Origin of the sequence: Gramella sp. MAR_2010_147, from assembly GCF_900105135.1 — a bacterium.
In the GTDB taxonomy this organism is placed as follows: Bacteria; Bacteroidota; Bacteroidia; order Flavobacteriales; family Flavobacteriaceae; genus Christiangramia.
Window position 1 is genome coordinate 241,488 of sequence record NZ_LT629741.1, and the last position, 25,698, is coordinate 267,185.

Consider the following 25,698-nt stretch of genomic DNA (forward strand, 5'->3'; position numbering starts at 1 on the left):
AGGAAGCCTTTTTTTAAATATTTATATTATGAAAAATTTATTTTTAATTGCTTTTCTAATAACAGGATTTACTACCCTGGCTCAAATAGAAAGAGTAGAGCCACCAAACTGGTGGGTTGGATTTGAAGACTCTGACCTTCAATTAATGGTCTATGGCGATAACATCGGAAAATCAACGCCATCGATTGATTATAAGGGAGTGAGTATAGAGAAAGTAAATCAGGCTGATAGTCCGAATTACTTATTTATAGACCTTAAAATTTCCGAAGAAGCTAGCCCCGGCACTTTTAAAATAACTTTTGAATTGCCTGATGGTTCTGAGGAAAAATATAATTATGAACTTAAAGCTCGAACCAAGCCTGCAGCAGACTATGTGGGTTTTGATAATTCTGATGCCGTATATCTAATTACTCCAGATCGTTTTGCCAATGGCGATACCTCAAATGATATTGATGAATCTTTGAATGAAAAAAGCATACATCGAAGTGATGATTATGCCCGTCATGGGGGTGATATTAGAGGAATTATCAATCATTTAGATTATATCGATGAGATGGGCTTTACCGCAATTTGGTCTTCGCCGCTGCTTATAAATGATATGAACTCCGGGTCTTATCATGGGTATGCGATGACAGATTTTTACAGAGTAGATCCTCGTTTTGGAACGCTGGAAGAGTATAAAGAACTCGCGACGAAAGCGGATGAAAGAGGCATTAAACTAATTATGGATCAGGTAGCGAATCATGCCGGGGTAGAGCATTGGTGGATGGACGATCTTCCGTTTAGTGACTGGGTTAACTACCAGGAGCGATATGAGAATGGGAAGAAAATACCTCATTCTAATCATCAGAGAACCGCCAATATGGATCTGTATGCTTCCGAAGTTGATAAAAGCAGGTTGAGCGAAGGCTGGTTTGTAGATACCATGCCAGATCTGAATCAGCGGAATCCTCATATGGCACAATATCTTATTCAGAATAGCCTCTGGTGGATAGAAACTTTAGGCCTTGGTGGGATTCGTCAGGACACCTATCCTTATCCCGATAAGGCATTTATGAGCGATTGGGCGGGAGCGATCATGACCGAATATCCTAATTTTAATATTGTGGGTGAAGAGTGGAGTAATAATCCGTTACTCATCAGATACTGGCAGAATGGAGTGGATAATGGCTATGATTCCAATTTAAGGAGTACGATGGATTTTGCGATGCAGTCCAGAATTGTGCAGGGATTAAATGAGGAACCTGGCTGGGAGAAAGGGCTTCACCAATTATACGCCGGTCTTTCCAATGATTTTGCCTACGCTTCCCCTGAAAATATTATGATCTTCCCAGATAATCATGATATGAGCAGAATTTTTACACAGCTGAAAGAAGATATTCCCAATACAAAAATGGCTTTGAGTTATCTGCTGGTACTTCCCAGGATTCCTCAAATTTACTATGGAACAGAAATTCTGATGGAAAATACCGCCAAGCCTGGAGATCATGGTTTGATAAGAACAGATTTTCCTGGTGGTTGGGAGAACAGTGATGTGAATGCTTTTACAGGAGAAGGGCTTACTGATGATCAAAAAGCAATGCAATCTTTCCTGAAAACGATCCTGAATTATCGTAAAAACAGTGAGGCGATACGAGAGGGAGAAACCATCCATTTTGCTCCTGAAAATGGTATTTATCTAATATCCCGAATTTCAGAAGATGAAAAAGTGGTATTAATTTTAAACAAAAATAATGAGCCGGTGGAATTGGATCTGGAGAGATTTAAGGAACTGGGACTTGAGGGAACGGCACTGAAGAACTTGATTTCAGGAGAAAAATTTGAATGGAAGAATACGCTTCAAATACCTGAAAGAGGTCCGTATTTATTTACGACAAAAACCAACTAAGAATTTATTAAAACGAAAAACCAGTTAATAATGAAAAAATTTGCGTTGTTAATCATGATCTTCGGTTTGCTGATATCATGTAAAAATGAACCGAATAAAAACGAATCTACTGCGGAAGAGGCTAAAAAAGATAGTCTGGCACCGGTTAGTGATGAGATGATGGAAAGTGCTGTGATTTATGAAGCTAATATTCGGCAATATTCACCAGAAGGAACTTTTGATGCGTTCACAAAAGATATTCCGCAGTTAAAGGAACTTGGAGTAAAGGTGATCTGGCTTATGCCGATGTATCCAATTTCTGAAAAGAACAGAAAAGCAACTGGAGGAAAAGATGTGGAAGATATTGAAGATCCGGAGGAACGGAAGAAATATTTAGGGAGCTATTATTCTATTTCAGATTATTCTGCCGTAAATCCTGAGCATGGAAACATGGAAGATTTTGATGAGCTGGTAGAAACTGCTCACGAGAATGGGATATATGTTATTTTAGATTGGGTTGCTAACCATACGGGTTGGGATCACGCCTGGATCACCGAACATCCTGAATACTACACAAAAGGAAAAGATGGTGAAATTACAGATCCTATTAACGAGGAAACCGGAGAGCCCTGGGGTTGGACAGATGTTGCTGACCTGAATTTTGAAAATGAGGAAATGCGCCAGAAGATGATCGAAGAAATGTTATTTTGGGTTAAAGAACACGATATTGATGGGTTTAGAGCCGATGCTGCACACTCGGTTCCTACAGATTTCTGGGAGTCGGCAGCGAAGACTTTGAATGATGAAAAACCTTTGATTATGCTGGCAGAAGCTCAGGATCCTAAAGATCTTTTTCATAATGCCTTTGAAATGGGGTACAACTGGGAAGGTCATCATTTAATGAATAGTATCGCCAAAGGAGAAAAGAATGCGAAAGACTGGGATGATTATATGAAAAAGATTGATTCTACTTTCCAGGATGATGATTTTCTAATGAACTTCGTGACCAATCACGATGAAAACTCATGGGCAGGAACGGTTAGAGAACGAATGGGAGATGCTTCCGAAGCTATGCTGGCAATGAGTTATACCATTCCGGGAATGCCATTGATCTACAGTGGGCAGGAGTACGATATGGATAAACGATTATTGTTTTTTGAAAAAGATACCATTCCAAAGACTAAAGGGAAGGTATATCCCCTTTTGGAAAAACTGGGTAAGTTGAAGAATTCAAACTCTGCGTTGAACGGTGGTAAAAATGCTGCCTCTTATACGGCAATTAATAATTCTGCTGAAGAACAGCTTCTTGCTTTTAAAAGGGAAAAAAATGGAGAGACATTGTATTATGTAGCAAATATGACTGGTAAACCACTAACATTTACTACGAAAGTAGAAGGTGATTTTATTGACTATATGAACGATGCTGAAATTTCTATTTCAAGTGAGCAGGAAATGAATTTTGAGCCATGGGAGTACAAAATTTTGATAAATAAGTAATTAAAGTCATAATTATTTGCAAAAAGCCACTTGATTGTGGCTTTTTTTATTAGTTATTAACCGAAAACGTTTTAGTTTTTTCCGAAATTAGGTTATCGCTTTGAAAGAGTTTAGTTTTGAGGTAAATGGTTGAAAATATAAGAAATATCGCAGTTCTAACCTCCGGAGGAGACGCTCCGGGAATGAATGCTGCAATAAGGGCAGTTGTACGTGCCTGTTCATTCTATAACCTGGAATGTACCGGTATTTTCAGGGGTTATCAGGGACTTATCGAAGCTGATTTTGAATCTCTGGATGCGCGTTCGGTTAGAAATATAATCAATAAAGGTGGAACTTTTCTAAAATCTACACGTTCCAGGGAGTTTCAAACAAAGGAAGGAAGGAAGAAAGCTTTCGAAAACCTAAAAGCTAATAATGTGGATGCATTAATAGTGATTGGTGGAGACGGTACTTTTACCGGTGCTCAGCTTTTCAGTAAAGAATTTGGCTTTCCTACCGTGGGGATTCCTGCTACCATAGATAATGATATCAATGGCACAGATTATACCCTGGGCTACGATACCGCTTTGAACACGGTGGTAGAAGCAATAGATAAGATTCGTGATACCGCCAGTTCACACAACCGGCTTTTCCTGGTAGAAGTCATGGGGCGTGATGCTGGAGATATCGCTTTAAATAGCGGTATTGGTGCCGGAGCTGAAGAAATTTTGATTCCAGAAGAAAATCTCGGAGTTGAAAGATTGCTGGATTCTCTGAGAAAAAGTAAAAAATCTGGAAAGACCTCTAGCATTATTGTGGTTGCTGAAGGAGATAAAAGTGGAAAGAACATTTTTGAGCTGGCTTCGTATATTGAAGAGAATATGGATGAATATGAGGTAAGGGTTTCAGTACTTGGCCATATTCAGCGAGGTGGATCTCCAAGTTGCTTTGATCGTGTGCTGGCCAGTAAACTAGGCGTTGGAGCAGTAGAAGCTTTAATGAAGAACCAGTCTGAAATTATGATTGGAATACACCACCAAAAGGTAGTACATGTAGATCTTACCGCCGCTATTAATGGTGATGCTAAATTAGATAAAGAATTACGAAGGGTGGCAGACATCACTTCGGTATAATTAAAAACCAAAGAAAATGAGTACAAAAATTGGAATTAATGGATTTGGGCGAATTGGAAGAATTGCCTTCAGAATTGCCGCTCAAAATGAGAATGTAGAAGTTGTAGCTATCAACGATTTACTGGACGTGGATCATTTGGCTTATTTACTTAAGTATGACTCAGTACACGGAAAATATAAAGGTTCTGTTGAAGTAAAAGATGGGAATCTTTTTGTTGACGGGAATAAGATAAGAGTAACTTCAGAAAAGAATCCTGCAGACCTCAAGTGGGGAGATGCTGGAGTTGAAGTAGTAATGGATTGTACCGGGATCTTTACAGATCTGGACAATGCGAAAGCTCACCTTGATGCCGGAGCAAGAAAAGTGGTAATTTCTGCACCTTCTAAAACTGCGCCAATGTTCGTTATGGGAGTAAACCACCAGGATGTAAAAGCAGATCAGGATATCGTTTCAAATGCTTCCTGTACCACCAACTGTCTGGCGCCACTTGCAAAAGTAATCGATGATGAGTTTGGTCTTGTTGAAGGATTAATGACTACCGTGCACGCAACAACTTCTACTCAGTTTACGGTAGATTCGCCTTCTAAGAAGAATTTTAGATTAGGAAGAAGTGCCATGGCAAATATCATCCCAAGTTCAACAGGAGCTGCAGTTGCGGTAACAAAAGTAATTCCTTCACTTAAAGGAAAACTTACTGGTATGGCTTTTAGAGTGCCAACTACAGATGTATCTGTGGTAGATCTTACAGTAAAAACTGAAAAGGCTACCAGTTACGATGAAATTAAAGCTGCTTTCAAAAAAGCTGCAGATGGGGATTACAAAGGAGTAATCTCTTATACAGAAGAAGAGGTGGTAAGTCAGGATTATGTTTCAGATCCACATACCTGTAACTTTGATGCGGGTGCGGGAATTGAATTGAATGAGAAATTCTTTAAATTAATCGCCTGGTATGACAATGAGTACGGATACTCATCTAAACTGGTAGATTTGGCTGCTCACGTAGCTACTTTATAATATTTTTTAAATCTACAGCATACGGTTGGGAACAACCGGCTGTATGTTGTAAAGATTTAAATTAATCATTTGAACACATGATATTAATTGCTGATGGAGGTTCCACCAAATGTGACTGGATACTTCTAAACAATGAAGGGGAACAGGTTTTTAAAACCAGAAGTAAAGGTTTGAATCCTGCTGTTTTTAAGGAAGTTGTATTAGAAGAAAGACTTGCTGAAAATCCTGAACTTGCAGAAGTAAAAGATTCTATTGAGAGAATTCATTTTTATGGTGCCGGTTGTGGAACACCAACCCCAAGAGAATTACTTAAAAGTATTATTGCAAACTATTTTACCAATGCCGATGAGGTACTGGTGATGGAAGATACTGTAGCCGCTGTCCATGCCGCTACCACTGAACCCGGAATTGTTTGTATTCTTGGAACAGGATCTAATAGCTGCTATTTTGATGGAGAAAAAATTCATCAGGTGGTAGATTCCCTTGGCTACATTTTAATGGATGAAGCTAGTGGAAATTACTTCGGAAAGAGGCTGATCAGGGATTACTACTATAAAAGAATGCCTCCGGAAATCGCTGAAAAATTTGAGAAGAAGTTCGATGTAAATTCAGATGTTATTAAAATGAATTTATACAGAAAGGACAATCCAAATACCTATCTGGCCAATTTCGCTGAATTTATTTTCACCAATGAGCGTAATGGATATTTCTACAAATTGTTACACGAAGGCTTAACAGATTTTGTTCATTCCAGGGTGATGAGTTATCCACAGGTAAATTCTGTTCCGGTTCATTTTATTGGCTCCATTGCTTACTTTAGTGAAGATATCATCCGGTCGGTTTTGCAGCCTTACGGAATTGAATTGGGGAATATCGTGAGAAGACCCATTGATGCATTGATAGAGTATTATAGAAAAAATGTGATCAAGGTTTCATAATCTCATTTTCTAAAAAATAAAAAAGGCTCGCTATATGGCGGGCCTTTTTTATTGATATGATTTTACATTGTAAATATCTGAATATGTTTTTCTTATAAAAAAAACAGTACATTTAATTCAATAAATTTAAGCCCTACCTTTTCTAAATAGTTTGATAATGCTTGTAAAAGTATACGGTAGCGCCGTGTTTGGTGTAGAGGCGACCACGATAACGGTTGAAGTTAATGTAGCTTCGGGAATAGGGTACCATTTGGTGGGGCTTCCCGATAATGCGGTTAAAGAATCCAGTTATCGCATTGCTGCAGCCCTTCAAAATAATAAGTTTAAACTTCCCGGGAAAAAGATCATAGTCAATATGGCCCCAGCCGATCTTCGTAAAGAGGGTTCAGCATACGATCTTACGTTTGCTTTGGGTATTCTCGCAGCATCCAGTCAAATAAAGGCCGATAATATTTCTGAATATCTCATTATGGGAGAACTCTCACTGGATGGAAGTCTTCAGCCTATACGCGGAGCATTACCTATCGCCATTCAGGCTAAAAAAGAAGGGTTTAAAGGCTTTATTCTTCCAGAGCAGAATGCCCGTGAAGCAGCAATAGTTTCAGGGCTGGAAGTCTATGGTGTAAATAATATTACCCAGGTGATCAACTTTTTTAATGAAGGCAAGGAACTGGAAAGAACTGAAATAAATACAAGGGAGATTTTCTTTGAAAGTCTTAATGATTTCGAGTTCGATTTTGCCGATGTAAAAGGACAGGAATCTATAAAACGATGTATGGAGATCGCCGCTGCCGGGGGGCATAATATTATTCTTATAGGTCCGCCGGGAGCAGGAAAAACGATGCTAGCGAAAAGGCTACCCAGTATTTTGCCTCCAATGACTTTACAGGAGGCTTTGGAAACTACTAAGATTCATAGCGTAGCGGGTAGAATTAAAGATAATATAGGTTTGATGGCTCAACGACCTTTTAGAAGTCCGCATCATACAATTTCTGATGTCGCTCTAGTGGGTGGTGGAGCTTATCCACAACCCGGAGAAATTTCTCTTTCACATAATGGCGTATTGTTTTTAGATGAACTTCCGGAATTTAAACGAGGGGTGCTGGAAGTAATGCGGCAACCGCTCGAAGACAGGGAGGTAACCATTTCCAGGGCAAAATTTACGGTAACCTATCCTTCCAGTTTTATGCTGGTTGCGAGTATGAATCCCAGCCCCAGCGGATATTTTAATGATCCCGGGGCTCCGGTAACTTCATCACCCATGGAGATGCAGCGATATTTGAGTAAGATAAGCGGACCGCTACTGGATAGAATAGATATTCATATTGAGGTAACTCCGGTACCTTTTGAAAAACTAAGTGAAGAACGAAGAGGTGAAAGTAGTGTAATTATTAGGGAAAGAGTGACACAGGCAAGGGAAAGGCAACATGAAAGATTCCGGGAACTACAAAATATTCATTATAACGCGCAAATGGGACCTCGTCAGATCCGGGAATTTTGCAAACTGGATGAAAATTCAAAACATCTTCTTAAATCAGCCATGGAAAAACTCAATTTATCTGCAAGGGCCTACGATCGTATTTTAAAAGTTTCAAGAAGTATTGCTGATCTTGATGGTAGTGAATCTATTAAAGGGGATCATTTAAGTGAAGCGATACAATATCGAAGTTTGGATCGTGAAGGTTGGCTGGCCTGAATATCTTGAGCTTTAATTAACTAAACCTACGTTGCTTTTTTATATTTTTGGGAATACCGTAAAAAACCAATCTGCAATTTCCGGATAAATTCTTTCGGAAACCAATAACCTAAAAGATGAAAAGAATTTTTCTAATACTTCTCTGCCTTGGGATTTTCTCATGTAAAGGCGATCAATCTCAGGATACAGGAAATAATGAAACCTCTATCGATAGTTTAAGTACAGAAGATTTGATACCCAAAGCCCTTAAAAATTTAAAACCAGTGGTTTTAAACCTGGAAGAATCTAATAAACTGGCAGAATTGCCATTAAATTGTATTGATACTGAATACCCTAATAAGCTTGGTCAAACCCTGGAAAATAAAGAAGCGATTGGCGAACCTCATGAGTTGCATCCTGCGTTTTATGGGTGTTTTGACTGGCATTCTTCAGTTCATGCACACTGGTCACTTGTAAGCTTATTAAAGCAGTTTCCAGATGTGGAGAAAAAAGAAGCTATTCGGGAGAGTTTAAAGAATTCTATTACTGCTGAAAATATCCGGGCAGAAGTTGAATATTTTCAAAGAGAACAAAGTGGTTCTTATGAGCGTACCTATGGCTGGGCATGGTTACTAAAACTGGCAGAAGAACTAAAAACCTGGGAAGACCCTTTGGGTGAAGAGTTAGCCCAAAATTTACAGCCACTTACAGATTTGATCGTTCAAAAATATATTGAATTCCTTCCAAAATTAAATTACCCAATTAGGGTAGGAGAACATACTAATACAGCATTCGGTTTAAGTTTTGCGTATGATTATGCTAAAACTACAGAACATGAAGAACTCATGGAGATCGTTAAAAAACGAGCCCAGGATTTCTATTTAAAAGACGATGATTGTCCTGTTTCCTGGGAACCGGGAGGATATGATTTTCTTTCTCCCTGTCTTTCTGAAATAGATATTATGAGAAGAGTCCTTCCCAAAAATGCCTTCAGCCTGTGGATAAACGATTTTATGCCTCAATTAAAAAATAAGGATTTTCAAATGGAAGTAGGTGAAGTCTCAGATCGTACAGATGGCAAACTGGTACATTTGGATGGTCTTAATTTTAGTAGGGCATGGATATTTTACGGTTTGGCAAATCAATATCCTGAACAATTCGAACATCTTAAGCTTCTTGCCAATGAACATGTTTCTTATTCGTTTCCTAATGTAGTAGGAGATAGCTATGAAGGAGGCCACTGGCTGGGAACATTTGCTATTTATGCATTAAAGGAATCTGGGAATAAGCCTAAAGAGTGAAAAGTTTTTTCAGAAATTTAGGTCCCGGTATATTAGTTTCAGCAGCTTTTATAGGTCCGGGAACGGTAACGGTATGTAGCCTGGCCGGAGTGAATTTTGGATACTCCCTGCTGTGGGCATTGTTAATTTCAATAGTTGCCTGTGTGGTGCTTCAGGAAATGTCTGCCAGATTAGGATTGATCTCCGGGAAAGGATTGAGTGATTGTATAAGGGAGGAGATGCAGAACCCGGTGATTAGAGCTCTTACTCTTTTCCTGATATTTTCGGCAATCGTCATTGGAAATGCTGCTTATGAGGCTGGTAATATTACAGGCGCTGTATTAGGAATGGAAGCCGTTTTTACTACGGTAAGCTTTGAAATTGGTGCTCTAAGTATTAATATTTGGAGCGCAGTTATAGGAGCAATTGCATTTATTTTGCTGTTGCTGGGTAGTTATAAAAAGCTTGAAAAGATATTTATAGCGCTCGTTCTTTTAATGAGTATCGCTTTTATATTAACGGCATTTCTAACCAAACCCGATCTTTCTGAAATTTTTAAGGGATTTGTTCCAGGCTCTTTTGACGCAGGCTTATTGACCATTATAGCTTTAGTGGGGACAACAGTGGTGCCTTATAACCTCTTTCTACACGCATCTCTGGTAAGTGAGAAATGGAATGATACAAAACATCTTGGGATGGTGCGCAAAGAACTTATATTTTCTCTTTTGCTGGGAGGTTTGGTTTCCATGGCGATCGTGGTTTGTGCTGCCGCTTCTAATATTGAAAGTATTGAAGATGCTGGAGATCTGGCGGCAGGATTAGAACCTTTATTTGGGAGTTCAGCAACTATTATCCTTGCTATAGGGCTGCTGGCTGCCGGGATCACCTCTTCTATTACAGCGCCACTAGCAGCTGCTTATGTGGTAAAGGGGTGTTTGGGCTGGAAAGGAGGGATGCAGTCCAGGAAGTTTAAGCTGGTTTGGATGACCATAATCATCATGGGGGTCATTTTTTCGTCTTTAGGGATAAAACCTGTTGAAATTATCCAGTTTGCACAAATTGCAAACGGACTTGTACTGCCGGTCGTTGCAATTTTCTTATTTTGGATAGTGAACCAAAGATCTGTTCTTGGAGATCACAAGAATAGTTTATTACAGAATATCATTGGTTTTGCCGTGATAGCACTCTCTGTGTTTCTAGGTGCAAAATCTATTTTTAACGTAATTCAGAATTTATAGATGGAAAATAGAATTCATATTAATTGCGATTTGGGCGAAGGCGGACAGTTTGACGAAGAGCTTATGCCACTTATCTCTGCCTGCAATATTGCTTGTGGGGGTCATGCCGGAAATCTAGAGACCATGCATAGAACTGTTCGTATGGCCATGGAAAATAATGTTGAAATTGGCGCTCATCCGTCTTATCCTGATAGAAAGAACTTTGGAAGGAATCATCTTGAAATGTCTGAAAAGGATCTTAAACTTTCTATTGAAGGACAGGTTTTGAGTCTCAAACAAATCGCTGAATCTGAAGGCGGAAAAATGAATCATATAAAGCTTCACGGTGCCCTTTATAATGATGCCGCTAAAGATGAAAATATTGCCAGAATGATTATTGAATGTCTTGAAGATCTCGATGAAAATTTCCTGCTTTATGTGCCTCTGAAATCTAAAATTTCAGAGCTGGCAATGGGAAAATTTGATCTCTTTTTTGAAGCTTTTGCAGACCGGAATTATAACGAAAATCACAGCCTGGTTTCACGCTCTGAAAAGCATGCATTAATTACGGAAAAAGAGGAAGTATTTAACCATGTTTTTTCCATGTATAACGATAAAAAAATCATCACTTATTCGGGGGTTGAAATCGATGGGAAAGCAGATACTTTTTGTGTGCATAGCGACACGCCTTCTTCGGTTGAAATAATCGATTTTCTACATAAAAAATTTGCTGAAAAAAGAATAGGAGTAAAGAATACATAATGTCTAATTATCCTCAAATATCACCACTAGGAGATCGCTCCATTTTGATAAATTTTGATAAAGAAATTAGCCCTGAAACACTTGAGAAAGTTCTTTTTTTTAAGAAAAAAATAGAAAATTTTAAATTTAAACAAAAGGTTGAGGTTATAAACACATACAACTCGTTATTAATTAGTTGTGTGTTTACTATAGAAAATGTCTATAGTGAAGTTTTACGGTTAAAAAGCCTTTTAAGTGAAGCTAATATACCAAAAAAAACGAACTATAAAATTTTTCAGATTCCCGTGTGTTATGATAAAGAATTTGGGCTTGATCTGGAGTATATAGCTAAAGAGAAAGAACTGGAAATTGATGAAATAATTCAATGGCATACGGCACCATTATACCAGGTTTGTTTTATAGGTTTTTTACCTGGTTTTTTATACCTGGGCGGGCTTGATAAAAGGCTGCATATTTCAAGGAAAAAATCACCGCGAAGATCGGTGGAAAAAGGCGCCGTTGGGATAGGTGAAAATCAAACTGGGATTTACCCGAAATCCAGTCCCGGGGGTTGGCAGATTTTAGGCAAAACTCCGGTAGATCTTTTTGATAAAAATATGAATCCTCCCTGTACTTTTTCTGCCGGAGATAAAATTAACTTTAGTGCCGTTTCAAAAAAGGAATTTCTCGAAATTGAAAAAGAAATTACTGCTGGAAACTACACCCTGAAATATGAAAATTATGAAGGCTGAAATTGAAGTTTTACAACCCGGTTTATTTTCTACCATTCAGGATCTGGGAAGGTTTGGATTTCAAAAATTTGGAGTTCCGCATAGCGGGGTGATGGATAGATATGCCATGAGAATTTCAAATTTGATTCTTGGAAATCCTGAAGATGCTTCGGTTATGGAAATTACCATGCAGGGGCCGCAGTTAAAATTTTATGGCTCAACTTCAATTTGTATTAGTGGTGCAGATATTTCTCCAGAACTTAATGAGAAACCATTAGAACAGAATTCAGTGATAGAGATCAACAAGGGAGATGTTTTAAAATTTAAGAGTCTTAGAGCAGGTTTTCGATGTTATTTGGCGATCGCAGGTGGTTTTACAACCGAAATCCTGATGGACAGTCAAAGCTGGTATGAAGGCTTAACAGCCTGTTTCAGATTAAAAAAAGGAATGAAACTGGCTTATATCTCAAAACCTTATACGAAAAGCAGTACCCATTCATCTCTAAGAATTGATTCAGATTATATTATATCTAAAGAAATAGAAGTTTATCGGGGACCAGAATTTGAAGAGCTAACGGTAGAACGACAGAAAGGTCTTTTTGATTCTAAATTTACCGTAGAAGAAACCAGCAATCGAATGGCGGTCCAGTTTAAAAAAAATTTTAAGAATGATCTTCAGCCTATTATTACTGGCCCGGTAATGCCGGGAACGGTTCAGCTAACTCCGTCGGGAAAGATCATTGCTTTAATGCGTGATTGCCAGACCACTGGTGGCTACCCCAGAATTTTACAATTATCGGAGAAGGGAATTCAGGTACTTTCACAAAAAAAACCGGGAGAGGAGATCAGGTTCATCAAAAAAGAATATCCTTCGTTTAATGCCAAATAAAAAAGTGCCAACTCGATTTTGCGCTATAGAAAAGACCCTACTCAGAACTATAACAAATCTCGTTAACACTTTTTTGCCCCAAAACACTTTAGCTTTACTAAAATGACTGAAACAAATATAGAACACAACTATCAGCCATAAAAGGGGAAAATTCCCCTTTGTTTTTAAACGGCTTTGAAATAATGAAGAATTATTTCATTTTTACTATCTAAATATTAACCAATACACTTCAAATGCAAAAACCAAAAAAATGTATTAGTAAAGAACGTGCTCGCGAGCTACAGGGGGACTGGAAAAATACCCGTGCTAAAGAAATAGATAATGCCCAGGGCTATGAAGATACCCGGGAATTCTGGTATAGTTTAGACGAATTACAGGAATACCTGGATTATGTTAAAGAAGAATCACAAAAACAGGGTGTGAAAAAGCCCGGAGTTCGTATCTATTTTGGTTCCTATCCAAAATCTAATGAAAAGAAAAGTTATGCTACGGTTTTTCTTGCTCCAACAAAAGAAGCTTCAGAAGAAGAACTGGAGACCGCTTCCAATCAACAAAATAATTACGAGATCGATCCATTTAATTTGTCAACAGGAGGAGAACCACCAATTAATTATTAAAATCTTTTGCTAGACCAATTTATTAAACTCCTGCCAGTTTTTATTTTAGAATTATTAGCTGCACTAGCAGGATTCTGGTATTTAAAGAAGACTATAAACCCTTCCTTTGAGTTAAAGTTACTGGTTGGATTTTTATTTTTCAATTTTGCTGTGGAAATTTTAGCCAGTTATACTTTGATTGCGTATTATACAGAGTATGAATATTTTGGCTTTATAAAAGAAACCAGTTTTCGGCGTAATTACTGGCTTTACAATATTCGTAATGTTCTTGAGTATCTGGTCTTTATACTCTTCTTTTTCAGTCAGCTTAAAACAACAAAATTTAAAAAAGTCCTTCAGATTACCGGCTTTTTGTTTATACCAGCAATGATCCTGAATTTAATGATCTCGGAAGTGTACTTTGAAGCCTATTCACAGTTTACCAGTCTGGTAAGTACTTTTATGTATGTGATCCTAATTTTCAGATACTTCTATGAAATGCTGCAAAGCGAGGAGATATTGAATTTCTACAAGTCGATGCCATTCTATTTTTCTGTAGCGGTTGTACTCTGGTATCTGGCTATTACTCCATTTTTGATCTATAGCAAATTTTACGAAGCACCCAATATGGAATTTGTGAAAATGCAAAGACTTATCCTTCTAATAATGAACATATTTATGTACAGCTGTTTTATATTCGGGTTTGTTTATTGTTCTGGGAAAAATAATTCGAGGATATCTTTAGATCCAAAGTCTACCGTCTGAGTTGTATAAACAGGCATTTACGATTTTTTTGTGTAAACTTGTCTGGAGTATATTTTAAAGCATGCTTGAAAAAGAAGAGATATTATTGATTGTTTACTTTATCCTGGTAATATTGTTTCTGGCAGGTTTTACAATTATTTTCTTTATTACCTATCAAAGGCGCAAAAATAAATTACTTAAGGAAAAATATCAGGCAGAGCAGGATTTCAAAGAAGAACTCTCCAATGCGAGATTAGAGATACAGGAGACCACGCTAAAGAATGTGAGCTGGGAATTACATGATAATATAGGTCAGTTACTAGCCGTAGCCAGTATGCAATTAAATTTGCTGAATAAAAAGGTTATTGAGGATAATCAGAAAGGCTTTCAGGAAGCAAAAAGGCTGGTAGCAGATTCTCTGGCAGAGGTACGATCGCTATCCCGGTCTCTTAATAACGAAGTAATAGATTATGTTGGACTGGAAAATTCGGTTAAAAATGAGATAGATCGATTTAACCGGTTAGGAGTTCTTGAAGCTCACCTGGTAAGCGAAGGTGAATATTATGATGTAAAACCTGAAGATAGTATCATTCTTTTTAGAATACTGCAGGAATTTTTCTCTAACGTTATCAAGTATGCTGGCGCGTCCCAATTGGAAGTGAAGTTTAGTTATTGTCCAGATTTCCTTGAAATTCTGGCAGTAGAAGACGGGAAGGGCTTTGATATGACACAGGAAAAATCAGGGGCCGGTCTTTTAAATATGCATGCCAGGGCTAAAATGCTAAACACTAATTTTAGTCTGAATTCTTCGATTGGTAAAGGAACTTCGCTATCTTTACGATATCCAACCAAGACCAACAAACATGAACAAAACGATCATAATCGTTGATGATCATAAACTTTTTGCACAATCTCTTCAAATTTTAGTCAACTCTTTTGAAGGTTTCGAAGTAATTCATCTATGCAAAAATGGGGAGGAACTGGTAATGTATTTTCAGGCCGGGAATGTGTCACCAGATCTTATTTTATTGGATATGCGCATGCCGGTGATGGATGGGATGCAAACTATGAAATGGTTAAAAGAGAATCATCCTCAGCAAAAAGTTCTAAGCCTTACCGTAGACCAGGAAGATGAGACTATTATAAAAATGCTAAGATTGGGCTGCAGGGGGTATCTTCTAAAAGACATAGATCCTGAAGAGTTTGAATATGCCTTAAATGCGATAGATCGCAGCGGTTATTATTCTAACAAAACAATTTCTGATGCTCAGAGAAGAGGTGAGATAAAACTTAAATATGAAGAGCTTACCAACCGGGAATTAGAGTTTTTAAATCATGCCTGTAGCGAATTAACCTATAAAGCCATCGCGGGCGAAATGAACCTGAGTCCTAAAACAGTTGAAAACTACCGGGAAAGCCTTTTTAATAAATTGCATGTAAAAAGCAGGGTAGGTTTGGTGATCTTTGCAATAAAAGAAGGTATTTGTGAAGTTTAAGAATACTTTAAATCAAATCTCTGTTTTCAAATTCTAAAACTGTGTATTCTGCAGTATCTTCGTGTATCAAAAAACTAAATTGCCGTGATAGATTCAGCAAAAATTGAACTAAGAAATTTAAGGGTAAAAGACTATGAAGAATTAAAGATCTCCATGGTGAAGAGTTACCAGGCGATGCCTGATGAATACTGGAGTAAAGGAGAGATCAAGACCCTGGTAAATAAATTTCCCGAAGGTCAGTTATGTATCGTTATAGACAACCGAATTGCCGGCTGCGCCCTTTCCATTATTGTAGATTATGATAAGTTTGATGATACGCATAATTATGAAGAAATTATAGGAGGTGAAAATTTCTCAACACATACTAAGAATGGAAATGTCCTTTATGGAATTGATGTTTTTATTCATCCAGAATTTCGCGGTATGCGGTTGGGACGAAGACTATACGAAGCCAGAAAAGAATTGTGTGAACATTTAAACTTAAAAGCGATCATTTTTGGTGGAAGAATCCCGAATTATTCCAAATATGCTGAAGAGCTTACTCCAAAAAAATATATAGATAAGGTGAAACTTCAGGAGATTCATGATCCTGTTTTATCTTTTCAGCTGAAAAATGATTTTCACGTAAAAAAAGTGATCAAAGGATATTTACCAGGAGATCATGAGAGTAAGGAGTTCGCTACTTTGATGGAATGGAACAATATCTACTATACAAAACCTCAGAAGCTCGTAAATACCACTAAAACGGTGGTAAGATTAGGCCTGGTACAATGGCAGATGCGTCTTTTTAAAGATTACGATGCCCTTGTTGCTCAAATCGAATTCTTTGTGGACGCGGTTAGTAATTACCAGAGTGATTTTATTCTTTTTCCCGAATTGTTCAATGCGCCGTTAATGGCTCAATTCAATCATTTATCTGAACCTGAAGCGATACGCGGACTTTCAGATTATACAGAAAGGCTTTTAGAAACTTTTAGGGAATTTGCGATCAACTATAATATAAATATTATTACGGGAAGTATGCCGTTGCCGGAAGGAGAGCATATGTATAACGTTGGTTATTTATGTAGAAGAGATGGTAGCTACGAACGCTATGAAAAACTTCATATTACTCCTGCTGAAGAAACTGCCTGGGGAATGAAAGGTGGGAATAAACTGGAGACCTTTGATACCGATTGTGGGAAAATTGGAGTGTTGATCTGCTATGATGTAGAGTTTCCTGAAGTTTCAAGATTACTTGCAGAAGAAGGAATGAATATACTTTTTGTTCCATTTATGACAGATACTCAGAATGGATATTCCCGGGTAAAGATCTGTGCACAGGCCAGGGCAGTGGAAAATGAATGTTATGTGGCTATTGCAGGGTCCGTAGGAAATTTGCCGAAAGTTGACAATATGGATATTCAGTATTCTCAAAGTGCGGTATTAACGCCATCAGATTTTGCCTTTCCTGTAAATGGAATTAAAGCCGAAGCGACTCCAAATACCGAAAGTACCTTATTAGTAGATGTAGATCTTGATCTTTTAAAAGAGCTTCACAACTTTGGAAGCGTGCGAAATATGAAAGACAGAAGAAAGGATCTTTATTCCCTGAAGAAGAAAAAATAGATCATAAAATGTCATTTCGACCGCAGGGAGAAATCTGTTTGAGCAGGGTAAGTCTTTCTTCATTATTCTTACTTCCTCTTTCTTTTGTCATTTCAACTGTAGGAGGAATCTTTTTAGTGTGATTTTAACTTCCAGGACATTTCTCTTTTGGTCGGGATGACATTAGCCTATTAAATTATGGTTTGAGCACTGAGCTTGTCAAAGTGCGATTTTCTTTATCGTCCAATCGACTAGCGGGAGAAATCTCATTCGATGCCGCTAAAAAGAGTTCAGCTAAGAAAAATACAATTAGTGAAAATTCACTAAACAGCTTCTCCAATTATGATAATCTGATTTAATCCAGGTAATCCTAAAATTTCAGAAAAAACATCCCTATTTCAAATAGTCATGTTAAACAATTAATATTTCGTAGAATATTCTCTGAAAAATTTTCAGCTATCGTAATCAAAAAATACATAAAACACTGATAATCAAATCATTATGTGTAATGTGGTAAAATTGAAAGTAATTTAAGATTCCTTTGCTATACATCACTGCTGCTCCAAGACATTAATTTTAATAATTAGTTAAGGAGAAAACAGCAATGAACAACAAATATAGTAGTACAATAACACAAAGTGATTCTCAGCCTGCCTCACAGGCGATGCTTCACGCCATTGGATTAAGTAAGGAAGATCTTAAAAAACCTTTTGTAGGTATTGGAAGTACGGGGTACGAAGGGAATCCCTGTAATATGCATTTAAATGACCTGGCAAAAGAGGTAAAAAAGGGAACTCAGCAAGCAGGATTAAACGGGTTAATCTTCAATACGATTGGGGTTAGTGATGGTATTTCCATGGGAACACCGGGAATGCGTTATTCGCTTCCTTCCAGAGATCTTATTGCAGATTCTATGGAAACTGTAGTTGGAGGAATGTCTTATGACGGGCTGGTTACTGTAGTTGGCTGTGATAAAAATATGCCCGGAGCTCTAATGGCAATGTTAAGGTTGAACAGGCCTTCAGTTTTGGTGTATGGAGGAACAATCGCCTCAGGATGTCATAACGGTAAAAAACTGGATGTGGTTTCTGCTTTTGAAGCCTGGGGCTCAAAAGTTTCCGGAGAAATGCAGGAAGAAGAATATCAACAGGTCATTGAAAAAGCCTGTCCTGGAGCTGGAGCCTGTGGCGGAATGTATACCGCAAATACCATGGCTTCTTCTATTGAAGCACTGGGAATGAGCTTGCCTTTCAACAGTTCTAATCCTGCTACAGGACCTGAAAAAACTCAGGAAAGTATTAAGGCAGGGGAAGCGATGAAATATTTGCTCGAAAATGACTTAAAACCAAAAGATATAGTAACTGCCAGATCACTGGAAAATGCAATTCGACTTCTTACGGTGCTTGGTGGTTCCACGAATGCGGTACTTCATTTTCTTGCTATTGCAAAAGCTGCAGATATCAATTTCGGATTAAAAGATTTTACAAGAATATGCGAGGAAACGCCATTCCTGGCAGATCTTAAACCGAGTGGAAAATATTTAATGGAAGATATTCACAGAATTGGTGGAATACCGGCTGTGATGAAATATATGCTTGAAAAAGGATTACTTCATGGCGAATGTATGACGGTTACCGGAAAAACAATTGCCGAAAACCTTGAAAATGTAAAACCATTACCTGACGATCAGGATGTAATTCACCCTGTGGAGAAACCTATCAAAGCCACCGGACATATCAGAATATTATACGGAAATCTAGCTTCTGAAGGTTCCGTTGCCAAAATTACGGGAAAAGAAGGATTGGAATTTAAAGGAAAGGCGAGAGTCTTTAACGGTGAATTTGAAGCTAACGAGGGGATTTCCTCAGGAAAGGTTCAAAAAGGTGATGTCGTCGTCATTCGCTATGAGGGCCCCAAAGGTGGGCCTGGAATGCCAGAAATGCTGAAGCCTACTTCTGCAATTATGGGAGCCGGGCTGGGTAAAAGTGTAGCTCTGATCACAGATGGAAGATTTTCCGGAGGAACTCACGGTTTTGTAGTGGGTCATATTACTCCCGAAGCTCAGCAAGGCGGACTCATAGGCCTTTTAAAAGATGGTGATGAAATAAGCATTAATGCTGAAAAAAATACTATTGAAGCTCATCTGTCAGAAGAAGAAATAAAGAAAAGAAAAGAAATCTGGAAGGCGCCTGCTTTCAAGGTTAATGGAGGAGTACTCTATAAATATGCAAAAACGGTAGCATCGGCTTCAGAAGGCTGTGTTACAGACGAATTCTAATAAGGTGAATTATGCAGGTTAAAACAGCAAGTTTCGAAAAGGTTAGTACAAAGGAAACCTCGACTGTGTCGGGAGCCGAAGCGGTGATTAAATGTTTGCTTGAAGAAGGTGTAGAAACTATTTATGGTTATCCGGGAGGGGCGATCATGCCCGTCTATGATGAACTGTACAAATATCAAAAAGAAATTCATCACGTCCTTACCAGACATGAACAGGGCGCTACACATGCTGCTCAGGGTTATGCGAGGGTATCTGGGAAAGTAGGGGTAGCCATTGCCACTTCAGGTCCGGGCGCCACAAACCTGGTCACAGGAATTGCTGATGCCCAGATAGATTCCACACCAATGGTTTGTATCACTGGCCAGGTAGGTTCTCATTTACTGGGAAGCGATGCTTTTCAGGAAACCGATATTGTGGGTATTTCAACTCCTATTACAAAATGGAATTATCAGGTTACGAAAGCCGAAGAAATTCCGGAAGTGATCGCGAAAGCTTTTTATATAGCAAAATCAGGAAGACCGGGACCTGTACTTGTAGATATCACTAAGGATGCTCAGTTTGCCTCATTGGAATTCAGTTACAAGAAATGTTCAGGAATAAGAAGTTATAAACCTATTCCTGAATTGAACCTTCTCGAAGTAGAAAGAGCTGCCGAATTGATCAATAATGCGAAAAAACCAATGATCGTTTGGGGGCAGGGAGTAATCCTTGGCGGCGCAGAAGAACTTCTAAAAGCGGTAGTTGAAAAAGCTGGAATTCCTGCTGCCTGGACCATTTTGGGACTTTCTGCATTGCCAACAGAGCATCCGCTAAATGTGGGAATGGTAGGAATGCATGGCAATTATGCACCCAATATGCTTACCAACGAATGTGATGTTTTGATTGCTATCGGGATGCGTTTCGATGATCGGGTTACCGGAAATTTAGAGAAATACGCGAAACAGGCAAAAGTGATTCATTTTGAGATTGATCCTGCAGAGATCAATAAAAATGTAAAAGCAGATTATCCTGTTTTAGGTGACGTAAAAGAAAGCCTGAAGGCATTGCTTGAACTTTTAGAACCTAACTCCCATAAGGAATGGCATCAGAAGTTCAAGGATATGTACAAAACAGAATTTGAAAAGGTCATTAAGGGGAACCTCGACATTAACAAGAGGGATATGGGTATGGCTGAAGTGATCCAGCAGATCAATAAGCAGTCTAATGGAGATGCGATCATCGTTTCAGATGTTGGTCAGCATCAAATGGCGGCTTGCCGTTATGCTAAATTCAACGGAACAAGAAGCAATGTGACTTCCGGCGGATTGGGAACCATGGGCTTTGCCCTTCCAGCAGCTATTGGCGCGAAAATGGCCAAACCCGAAAGAGATGTTGTCGCTATAATTGGTGATGGTGGTTACCAGATGACCATCCAGGAATTGGGAACTATTTTTCAAACAAAAGTTCCGGTGAAAATCGTGCTTTTAAATAATGGTTTTCTGGGAATGGTAAGACAGTGGCAGCAAATGTTTTTCGACAAAAGATATGCTTCCACCACGATGATAAATCCAGACTTTATAACGATTGCTAAAGGATATCATATCGAAGCGAAAGAGGTTAGCGAGAGAAGTCAGTTAAAAGACGCGGTAAAGGAAATGATGGAAAGCGATGAGGCCTATTTCCTTGAAGTGAAAGTTGAACAGGAAGAAAATGTATTCCCAATGATCCCAACGGGAGCAGCAGTTTCAGATATATTATTAGAGTAATGGAAAAGCAGAATTATACAGTTTCAATCTATACCGAAAATAATCTTGGATTACTTTCCAGGATTGCGGCGATATTTTTGAAAAGACATATCAATATTGAAAGTATTACCGCTTCGCCCAGCGAAGTAAATGAGGTAATGCGGTTTATCATTGTGGTAAATGTTACCGAAGAACAGATCAAAAAGATCGTTGGACAAATAGAAAAACAGATAGAAGTGATCAAAGCCTTTTATCATACCGACGAGGAAACGATCTATCAGGAAACTGCACTTTATAAGATCAAATCTGAAGATTTTCTGGACGATCATAACATACAGGATTTTATAAAAGAAACCAATGCCCGTATTGTAACTGTGACCAAGAAATTCTTTGTGATAGAAAAAACAGGAAAACGTACAGAGGTAGATGCGCTCTACGAAAAACTAAAACCTTACGGTTTAATGCAATTCGTAAGATCTGGAACTATTGCAGTGACCAAAAATGAAATGCCTATATCAGGAATATTAGAAAAATTTAATACCACAAACTCATTATCATGACCAATTATTTTAATAGCCTTTCTAAAGCTGAAAAACTAGATCAATTAGGAACCTGTAGATTCATGGAGTTAGATGAATTCAGCGATGGAGCAGAAGTACTTTATGGTAAGAAAATAATCATCGTTGGCTGCGGTGCGCAGGGTCTTAATCAGGGACTTAATATGCGCGACAGCGGTCTAGATATTTCATATGCTTTAAGGGAAGGAGCGATCAAAGAGAAAAGACAATCCTGGAAGAATGCTACCGAAAATGATTTTGCCGTCGGTACCTACCAGGAACTAATCCCGGAAGCAGATCTTGTGATCAATCTAACTCCAGATAAACAGCATACTTTGGTCATTAAAGCTATTCAGCCATTTCTGAAAAAAGGAGCGGTGCTTTCTTACTCCCATGGTTTTAATATTGTGGAAGAAGGCATGAAGATCCGGGAAGATATTACCGTGATTATGGTAGCACCTAAATGCCCGGGTTCTGAGGTTCGTGAAGAATATAAAAGAGGATTTGGTGTACCAACTTTAATTGCAGTGCATCCTGAAAATGATCCAAAAGGGATTGGTCTGGATTGGGCCAAAGCCTATGCCTATGCTACCGGAGGCCATAGAGCTGGGGTGCTTGAATCTTCCTTCGTGGCAGAGGTAAAATCAGATCTTATGGGAGAGCAAACCATTCTTTGTGGTGTATTGCAAACCGGCTCAATTTTAACCTTTGACAAAATGGTTGCTGAAGGGGTAGATAAGAATTATGCTGCAAAACTCATCCAGTGTGGCTGGGAAACTATTACTGAAGCTTTAAAGCACGGCGGAATCACCCAGATGATGGATAGACTTTCAGATCCTGCTAAATTGAGAGCGTATGATATTTCTGAAGAATTAAAGGCTAAAATGCGCCCGCTTTTTCAGAAGCATATGGATGATATTATTTCCGGGGAATTCAGTAGCCGAATGATGAAAGACTGGGCTAATGATGATAAGGAATTACATACCTGGAGAGCTGAAACTGAAAACACTGCCTTTGAAAAGACCGAAGCAACCTCTGAACAGATCTCTGAACAGGAATATTTCGATAAAGGAGTCCTGCTGGTCGCTTTTGTAAAATCGGGAGTAGAACTGGCTTTTGAAACTATGGTAGATGCCGGGATCATCGAAGAATCAGCTTATTATGAATCTCTACATGAAACTCCGCTTATTGCCAATACCATTGCCAGGAAGAAATTATATGAGATGAACCGGGTGATCTCAGATACGGCCGAATATGGTTGTTATCTATTTGATCATGCTGCGAAGCCTTTAATAAAGGATTATGTAAATTCCCTGGAGCCTGAAGTAGCTGGTAAACGATTCGATTCAGAAATAGAAGTAAATGACCAGAAACTTGAGAAAGTGAATGTTAAAGTAAGAAATCATCCTGTTGAGGAAGTCGGAGCGAAATTGAGATCTGCAATGACCGCAATGAAGAAAATATACGCGTAATGGATACTTTGCTGGAAAAAGATAGAATATACAGACCTAGTTTAGAATCCGTTAAACAGGCAGCGGAAAGAATTTCCAAAGTAGTTTTAAAAACACCTTTGGCTGAGTCTTTTACTTATAGTAATAAATTTCGGGCGAATGTGATGCTGAAGCGCGAAGATTTGCAACAGGTAAGATCTTATAAGATTCGTGGGGCGTATAATAAAATTTCCAGCTTAACACACGAACAGCATGAAAAAGGTGTTATTTGCGCCAGCGCCGGGAATCATGCTCAGGGTGTAGCCTTTGCCTGCAACAAGTTGAAGGTAAAAGGAGTTATATATATGCCGGGGACTACGCCAAAACAAAAGGTGGAACAAACCAGAATGTTTGGTGGCGAATGGGTTGAGGTTGTACTTAAAGGAGATACTTACGACGACTCGTTTAAAAGTGCGATGAAGCAAATGCATGAGCAGGGACTGGTCTTTATTCATCCGTTTGACGATGAAAAGGTAATTGAAGGTCAGGCGACCATCGCATTGGAAATCCTGGAACAATCAGATGAACCTATAGATTATATTTTCGCGCCATTAGGGGGAGGCGGATTGCTGGCCGGTGTATCTTCCATGATCAAGGAACTATCCCCGAATACTAAAATTATTGGTATTGAGCCGGAAGGCGCTCCTTCTATGAAGACTTCTTTGAAGGAGGGAAGAGTAATAGAGTTGGAAAATATTGAACGTTTTGTAGATGGAGCTTCCGTTCAGAAAGTAGGATCCCGGAATTTTGCCATCTGTAGAGAGAATCTTGATGATATGATCACGGTTCCTGAGGGGAAGATTTGCCAGACGATATTAGATCTTTATAATCAGGATGCGATTGTCGTGGAACCGGCGGGTGCAATGGCGATTTCTGCATTAGATTCTTATGCAGAAGAGATCCAAGGTAAGAATGTGGTTTGTATCGTTAGTGGCAGTAATAATGATATCATCAGGATGGCTGAAATTAAGGAGAGAGCTTTGCTTTATTCTGGATTAAAGCACTATTTCGTGATCACTTTTCCGCAGAGAGCGGGAGCTTTAAAGGAGTTTGTGGCTAAAGTTCTTGGACCAAATGACGATATCACTCATTTTGAATATTCAAAAAAACACAACAGGTCTAACGGACCGGCAGTAGTGGGAATTGAATTAAAGGATCCTAATGACTTCGAACCACTGGTAGACAGGATGAAAAAGAAAAATTTTTATGGGGAGTACTTGAACGATAATCCAAATTTATTCCAATTTTTAATTTAGCAAAGACTTATAAACCATAATTTTATGTACATTTGTGTTATGATTTCGATCAAACAAATAATATTACCCCGTTTCAATTTCAGGCCCCGCCGCCGCTTCTAGGCAAGGATCCCGAAACGATTTTCTATTAATATTATTTGATTTTTTTCCATTTTGAATTACCCGAACAGCATAGAATATAAACTTAATATCAGAACCTTTTTTGATATTGCTCCTATGCGCCGCAGTTTCCCCCGTCGCACGTAAGTGCGTCTATATATCTATGGAACTTAGGTGAGTCCGGTTCCGCTCTCAAAACCCCAGATCAAAACTTTTTTTTCAACTTAATTTTTTAGCAGATGAAAATTATCATTGCTAATAATTCTCATGCTTCTTACGCAGAGATCATTTGTAATACAATCGAAGAGTCGGCGAAAGTCCGTGGGACAGGTATTGCCCGTAGAACTCCTGAGTATATCATTGAAAAGATGGAAAAAGGGAATGCCGTGATCGCTTTGGAAGATGAAAAGTTTGCCGGCTTCTGTTACATAGAAACCTGGAGCCATGATAAATATGTGGCGAATTCCGGACTTATAGTGCACCCCGCTTTTAGAAATCACGGCCTGGCCAAGGAGATCAAAAATGTGATTTTTGAACATTCAAGAACAAAGTATCCTAATGCTAAAATTTTTGGTATTACAACGGGTTTAGCCGTAATGAAGATCAATTATGAATTGGGATACCAACCGGTAACTTTTTCAGAATTGACTGATGACGAAACTTTTTGGAAGGGTTGCCAGGGCTGTAAGAACTATGATATTCTTACCAGGACTGAACGTAAAATGTGTCTTTGCACAGGAATGTTGTATGATCCCGAGAAGAAAAAAGAATCTAAGAAATTTGAAAAACCTAAGAGCATAAGCAAGTTCAATGAAAAAGCATTTCAGAGATTAAAACATATAAAACAAACGCTTTTTTATAAAAAGGAGAAGGCTAAAAAATAAAATTATAAAATGCGTCAAGCTGAAT

Annotated in this window: 22 protein-coding genes; all 22 read left to right on the top strand. The window is 38.5% G+C overall.

Features of this window, described 5'->3' with window-relative positions:
- Positions 1-28: 28 nt before the first annotated feature.
- A complete protein-coding gene (locus BLT95_RS01120; protein ID WP_089664237.1) occupies positions 29-1,888 on the top strand; it encodes a glycoside hydrolase family 13 protein in 1,860 nt (619 codons plus the stop codon).
- Between the two features lie 30 nt (positions 1,889-1,918).
- Positions 1,919-3,364 carry an alpha-amylase family glycosyl hydrolase gene (locus BLT95_RS01125; RefSeq protein ID WP_089664238.1) on the top strand — a complete coding sequence of 482 codons (1,446 nt, stop codon included), beginning with the start codon at positions 1,919-1,921 and terminating at the stop codon, positions 3,362-3,364.
- Between the two features lie 125 nt (positions 3,365-3,489).
- The gene (gene pfkA, locus BLT95_RS01130; protein WP_089664239.1) at positions 3,490-4,476 is read left to right on the top strand and encodes a 6-phosphofructokinase; all 987 of its coding nucleotides are present in this window, start codon (positions 3,490-3,492) and stop codon (positions 4,474-4,476) included.
- A 16-nt stretch (positions 4,477-4,492) separates the two neighbouring features.
- Positions 4,493-5,491: a type I glyceraldehyde-3-phosphate dehydrogenase gene (gene gap / locus BLT95_RS01135; protein ID WP_089664240.1), complete on the top strand. Its 999-nt coding sequence runs from the start codon at positions 4,493-4,495 to the stop codon at positions 5,489-5,491.
- Between the two features lie 77 nt (positions 5,492-5,568).
- On the top strand, positions 5,569-6,429 hold the full coding sequence (locus BLT95_RS01140; RefSeq protein WP_089664241.1) for a BadF/BadG/BcrA/BcrD ATPase family protein: 861 nt from the start codon (positions 5,569-5,571) through the stop codon (positions 6,427-6,429).
- Positions 6,430-6,586: 157 nt separating this feature from the next.
- Positions 6,587-8,125, top strand: coding sequence for a YifB family Mg chelatase-like AAA ATPase (locus BLT95_RS01145; RefSeq protein ID WP_089664242.1), 1,539 nt, complete (start codon positions 6,587-6,589; stop codon positions 8,123-8,125).
- A gap of 116 nt (positions 8,126-8,241) precedes the next feature.
- A complete protein-coding gene (locus tag BLT95_RS01150; RefSeq protein ID WP_089664243.1) occupies positions 8,242-9,405 on the top strand; it encodes a DUF2891 domain-containing protein in 1,164 nt (387 codons plus the stop codon).
- Complete coding sequence (locus BLT95_RS01155; protein ID WP_089664244.1) at positions 9,402-10,622, top strand: Nramp family divalent metal transporter; 1,221 nt, start codon at positions 9,402-9,404, stop codon at positions 10,620-10,622. The genes BLT95_RS01150 and BLT95_RS01155 overlap by 4 nt, the downstream gene beginning before the upstream one ends.
- The gene (pxpA, locus tag BLT95_RS01160; RefSeq protein ID WP_089664245.1) at positions 10,623-11,363 is read left to right on the top strand and encodes a 5-oxoprolinase subunit PxpA; all 741 of its coding nucleotides are present in this window, start codon (positions 10,623-10,625) and stop codon (positions 11,361-11,363) included.
- Positions 11,363-12,094, top strand: coding sequence for a 5-oxoprolinase subunit PxpB (gene pxpB / locus BLT95_RS01165; protein ID WP_089664246.1), 732 nt, complete (start codon positions 11,363-11,365; stop codon positions 12,092-12,094). Before pxpA ends, pxpB begins: the two co-directional genes overlap by 1 nt.
- Positions 12,075-12,962 (top strand): biotin-dependent carboxyltransferase family protein, encoded by an 888-nt coding sequence (locus tag BLT95_RS01170; protein ID WP_231896388.1) that lies wholly within the window; start codon positions 12,075-12,077, stop codon positions 12,960-12,962. Before pxpB ends, BLT95_RS01170 begins: the two co-directional genes overlap by 20 nt.
- A 233-nt stretch (positions 12,963-13,195) precedes the next feature.
- Positions 13,196-13,579, top strand: a complete 384-nt coding sequence (locus BLT95_RS01175; protein WP_089664247.1) for a hypothetical protein — start codon at positions 13,196-13,198, stop codon at positions 13,577-13,579.
- A gap of 6 nt (positions 13,580-13,585) precedes the next feature.
- The gene (locus BLT95_RS01180; protein WP_089664248.1) at positions 13,586-14,323 is read left to right on the top strand and encodes a hypothetical protein; all 738 of its coding nucleotides are present in this window, start codon (positions 13,586-13,588) and stop codon (positions 14,321-14,323) included.
- Between the two features lie 61 nt (positions 14,324-14,384).
- Positions 14,385-15,191 carry a histidine kinase gene (locus BLT95_RS01185; protein WP_089664249.1) on the top strand — a complete coding sequence of 269 codons (807 nt, stop codon included), beginning with the start codon at positions 14,385-14,387 and terminating at the stop codon, positions 15,189-15,191.
- On the top strand, positions 15,166-15,798 hold the full coding sequence (locus BLT95_RS01190; RefSeq protein ID WP_089664250.1) for a response regulator transcription factor: 633 nt from the start codon (positions 15,166-15,168) through the stop codon (positions 15,796-15,798). Before BLT95_RS01185 ends, BLT95_RS01190 begins: the two co-directional genes overlap by 26 nt.
- A gap of 84 nt (positions 15,799-15,882) precedes the next feature.
- A complete protein-coding gene (locus BLT95_RS01195) occupies positions 15,883-17,406 on the top strand; it encodes a bifunctional GNAT family N-acetyltransferase/carbon-nitrogen hydrolase family protein (RefSeq protein ID WP_089664251.1) in 1,524 nt (507 codons plus the stop codon).
- A gap of 583 nt (positions 17,407-17,989) precedes the next feature.
- Complete coding sequence (gene ilvD, locus BLT95_RS01200; RefSeq protein WP_089664252.1) at positions 17,990-19,663, top strand: dihydroxy-acid dehydratase; 1,674 nt, start codon at positions 17,990-17,992, stop codon at positions 19,661-19,663.
- Between the two features lie 11 nt (positions 19,664-19,674).
- The gene (gene ilvB / locus BLT95_RS01205) at positions 19,675-21,408 is read left to right on the top strand and encodes a biosynthetic-type acetolactate synthase large subunit (RefSeq protein WP_089664253.1); all 1,734 of its coding nucleotides are present in this window, start codon (positions 19,675-19,677) and stop codon (positions 21,406-21,408) included.
- Positions 21,408-21,947: an acetolactate synthase small subunit gene (gene ilvN, locus BLT95_RS01210; RefSeq protein WP_172822556.1), complete on the top strand. Its 540-nt coding sequence runs from the start codon at positions 21,408-21,410 to the stop codon at positions 21,945-21,947. The genes ilvB and ilvN overlap by 1 nt, the downstream gene beginning before the upstream one ends.
- Positions 21,944-23,416 (top strand): ketol-acid reductoisomerase, encoded by a 1,473-nt coding sequence (ilvC, locus tag BLT95_RS01215; RefSeq protein WP_089664255.1) that lies wholly within the window; start codon positions 21,944-21,946, stop codon positions 23,414-23,416. Before ilvN ends, ilvC begins: the two co-directional genes overlap by 4 nt.
- Positions 23,416-24,690, top strand: coding sequence for a threonine ammonia-lyase IlvA (gene ilvA / locus BLT95_RS01220; RefSeq protein WP_089664256.1), 1,275 nt, complete (start codon positions 23,416-23,418; stop codon positions 24,688-24,690). The genes ilvC and ilvA overlap by 1 nt, the downstream gene beginning before the upstream one ends.
- A 338-nt stretch (positions 24,691-25,028) precedes the next feature.
- Entirely contained in the window at positions 25,029-25,673 is a 645-nt protein-coding gene (locus BLT95_RS01225; RefSeq protein WP_089664257.1) for a GNAT family N-acetyltransferase, read from the top strand.
- Positions 25,674-25,698: the final 25 nt, after the last annotated feature.

Excerpts from the sequence above, each read along its gene's own strand:
- BLT95_RS01225 (WP_089664257.1), top strand. The coding sequence starts at position 25,029 with ATGAAAATTATCATTGCTAATAATTCTCATGCTTCTTACGCAGAGATC.
- pxpB (WP_089664246.1), top strand. The coding sequence starts at position 11,363 with ATGTCTAATTATCCTCAAATATCACCACTAGGAGATCGCTCCATTTTG.
- pfkA (WP_089664239.1), top strand. The coding sequence starts at position 3,490 with ATGGTTGAAAATATAAGAAATATCGCAGTTCTAACCTCCGGAGGAGAC.
- BLT95_RS01125 (WP_089664238.1), top strand. The coding sequence starts at position 1,919 with ATGAAAAAATTTGCGTTGTTAATCATGATCTTCGGTTTGCTGATATCA.
- ilvB (WP_089664253.1), top strand. The coding sequence starts at position 19,675 with ATGCAGGTTAAAACAGCAAGTTTCGAAAAGGTTAGTACAAAGGAAACC.
- BLT95_RS01140 (WP_089664241.1), top strand. The coding sequence starts at position 5,569 with ATGATATTAATTGCTGATGGAGGTTCCACCAAATGTGACTGGATACTT.
- ilvC (WP_089664255.1), top strand. The coding sequence starts at position 21,944 with ATGACCAATTATTTTAATAGCCTTTCTAAAGCTGAAAAACTAGATCAA.
- BLT95_RS01170 (WP_231896388.1), top strand. The coding sequence starts at position 12,075 with ATGAAAATTATGAAGGCTGAAATTGAAGTTTTACAACCCGGTTTATTT.
- ilvN (WP_172822556.1), top strand. The coding sequence starts at position 21,408 with ATGGAAAAGCAGAATTATACAGTTTCAATCTATACCGAAAATAATCTT.
- BLT95_RS01145 (WP_089664242.1), top strand. The coding sequence starts at position 6,587 with ATGCTTGTAAAAGTATACGGTAGCGCCGTGTTTGGTGTAGAGGCGACC.
- BLT95_RS01150 (WP_089664243.1), top strand. The coding sequence starts at position 8,242 with ATGAAAAGAATTTTTCTAATACTTCTCTGCCTTGGGATTTTCTCATGT.
- ilvD (WP_089664252.1), top strand. The coding sequence starts at position 17,990 with ATGAACAACAAATATAGTAGTACAATAACACAAAGTGATTCTCAGCCT.
- gap (WP_089664240.1), top strand. The coding sequence starts at position 4,493 with ATGAGTACAAAAATTGGAATTAATGGATTTGGGCGAATTGGAAGAATT.
- pxpA (WP_089664245.1), top strand. The coding sequence starts at position 10,623 with ATGGAAAATAGAATTCATATTAATTGCGATTTGGGCGAAGGCGGACAG.
- BLT95_RS01175 (WP_089664247.1), top strand. The coding sequence starts at position 13,196 with ATGCAAAAACCAAAAAAATGTATTAGTAAAGAACGTGCTCGCGAGCTA.
- ilvA (WP_089664256.1), top strand. The coding sequence starts at position 23,416 with ATGGATACTTTGCTGGAAAAAGATAGAATATACAGACCTAGTTTAGAA.
- BLT95_RS01120 (WP_089664237.1), top strand. The coding sequence starts at position 29 with ATGAAAAATTTATTTTTAATTGCTTTTCTAATAACAGGATTTACTACC.
- BLT95_RS01190 (WP_089664250.1), top strand. The coding sequence starts at position 15,166 with ATGAACAAAACGATCATAATCGTTGATGATCATAAACTTTTTGCACAA.
- BLT95_RS01185 (WP_089664249.1), top strand. The coding sequence starts at position 14,385 with ATGCTTGAAAAAGAAGAGATATTATTGATTGTTTACTTTATCCTGGTA.